This is a genomic window from Pseudomonas sp. P5_B2, from assembly GCF_056400445.1.
Genome location: NZ_JBFULH010000752.1, coordinates 1 through 1,776, shown reverse-complemented (window position 1 = coordinate 1,776; position 1,776 = coordinate 1). Strand labels below are relative to the sequence as shown.

Annotated in this window: 2 protein-coding genes; one reads left to right on the top strand and one right to left on the bottom strand. The window is 55.4% G+C overall.

The window, feature by feature from the left end; genetic code table 11:
- Window positions 1-426, top strand: a 426-nt coding sequence (locus AC1DRJ_RS26350) for a LysR substrate-binding domain-containing protein (protein WP_477804732.1), incomplete at its 5' end; no start/stop codon positions are given.
- An 85-nt stretch (window positions 427-511) separates the two neighbouring features.
- Here AC1DRJ_RS26350 and AC1DRJ_RS26345 read toward each other — a convergent pair.
- On the bottom strand, window positions 512-1,417 hold the full coding sequence (locus AC1DRJ_RS26345; protein WP_477804731.1) for an alkaline phosphatase family protein: 906 nt from the start codon (window positions 1,415-1,417) through the stop codon (window positions 512-514).
- Window positions 1,418-1,776 lie beyond the last annotated feature (359 nt).

Genomic DNA, 1,776 nt, shown 5'->3' with positions numbered 1-1,776 from the left:
ATGGTGACGTGCGCAGCGCCCGAGTATCTGCACGAGCATGGCGAACCCAAGACACTCGACGATCTGAACTCCCATCGGGGCGTCAACTTCTTGTCCGGTCAGAGCAACAGGACTTTGCCTTGGCACTTCTCGGACAAGGGTCACGATCGAGTGTTTGTCAGCAACGCAGGCATCACCGTCACCGAGTCGAATGCGTACGTGCAGTGTGGCGTTTCGGGCTTCGGAATAATCCAGGCGCCCGGCATCACCGTGGCCGAGCATTTGGACAGTCGCGCTTTGGTGGAAATTCTAAGACCCTATCGGCCAGCCCCCCGGCCCGTGTCGGTGCTCTACCCAAGTCGGACGCACTTGGCGCCGCAGGTGCAAGTTTTTATTGAATGGCTGCAAGAGCGCTTTGCGCAGGTTCATTCTGACTGGCTGGAATAGGTGATTATTAAATCGGTGACGAAATCCAAATCCATGTGGGCCATCGAGCTGATTTGAACGCGGTAGGTACCGACGTTGGTCAACCTCACTGAACAAAGTCCAGCGCAGCGTGACCAATATCAACCAGGTTGCGGATGTTCACTGCAGGATATCCAGACGGCGGTATGGCCAGTAACGGCGCCCAGCGCTCAGCTTCTGAATAGCCGCCGTGACCATTGCCGGTTCCTCCGTGATCGCTGGCAAAAACGACCATACGTTGAGGCATTGCGCCTTGGGCAGAAGGTGACGCAAATGCATTTTCCCACAGGCGACGAATGCGCGAGTCTGTTGCTCGCACGGCGGCAGCGTAGCCCGGATCAGACGGGTCGAAAGCACCGTTGTGGCCCGCTTGGTCCACAGCATCGAGATGAATGAAGGCCAGATCGGGCTGGCATGCTCGCCAGGTGGTCAGTACTTCATGCTCGACCGCTGCATCGTCCTCACGCAAAAACGCTGCATGATGTATCTCTGGCAAAGCCTTCAGACGCCCCTCGACCAAATCGTAGAGCGGTCGCCAGGAGGTCATGAGAATGCTGCGACTATCGGCCTTGCGGCCGTGAAGGCGCTCAAACAGTGTTTGAACTTTGATTGGACCTTTGCTGCTGTTATCAACAATGCCATGTGCGCTTACCCAGCTTGAGGTGAGCACACTGATCCAGCCAGGCGCGGAATAAGTCTGTTGCGTACGGCCGTTGCTGACATCGACTCTCCCCCATGCCAACCCCTGGGACTCAGCCAACTGGAACAGGAAGGGCGTCAGTGCCGGGCTAACGGCGTCGGCACGCAGGCCGTCGATACCGATGATGACGACCTGYCGCTCAGGCACTTGCGGCGCAGCAATGCATTGGCCTACCTCGTCGCTACGTGAACAGCCAAGCAGGCTCATCACGCACAGCGCTACCAACAGCGTGAGTCCCGAGCGCGGATTGACATTCAGAGTATTGAAAAACAAAGCTGACTACCTCCAAAAAAATACACAACTCGCGCGCTCTTCACTGCCTATAGGGTTAGTTGAACGCAGAAGAAAGAGCAACTACGCAGTGCTCATGTTGGTGGCCTGATGATCACGCTTTATTTTGTCTTTTCCGAGGGTGTGAATCTGGAGCTGCACCCGCGAGTGATTCCTTGATCTTATCTGATCGGCTGCGGGCTGATATCTAGCCGACCGCTGGAGCGGGTTGTGAGTCGTTAGCGCCAAGAATGCCCAACAGATTGGCGAAATCGTTCATTGGGCATTTCGTAGTTTAGTTTTTCTTCTTGAGTAGTTTATTCATGTAGTACTTGAGGCTTAAACGATCTTTGGGTCTTGGC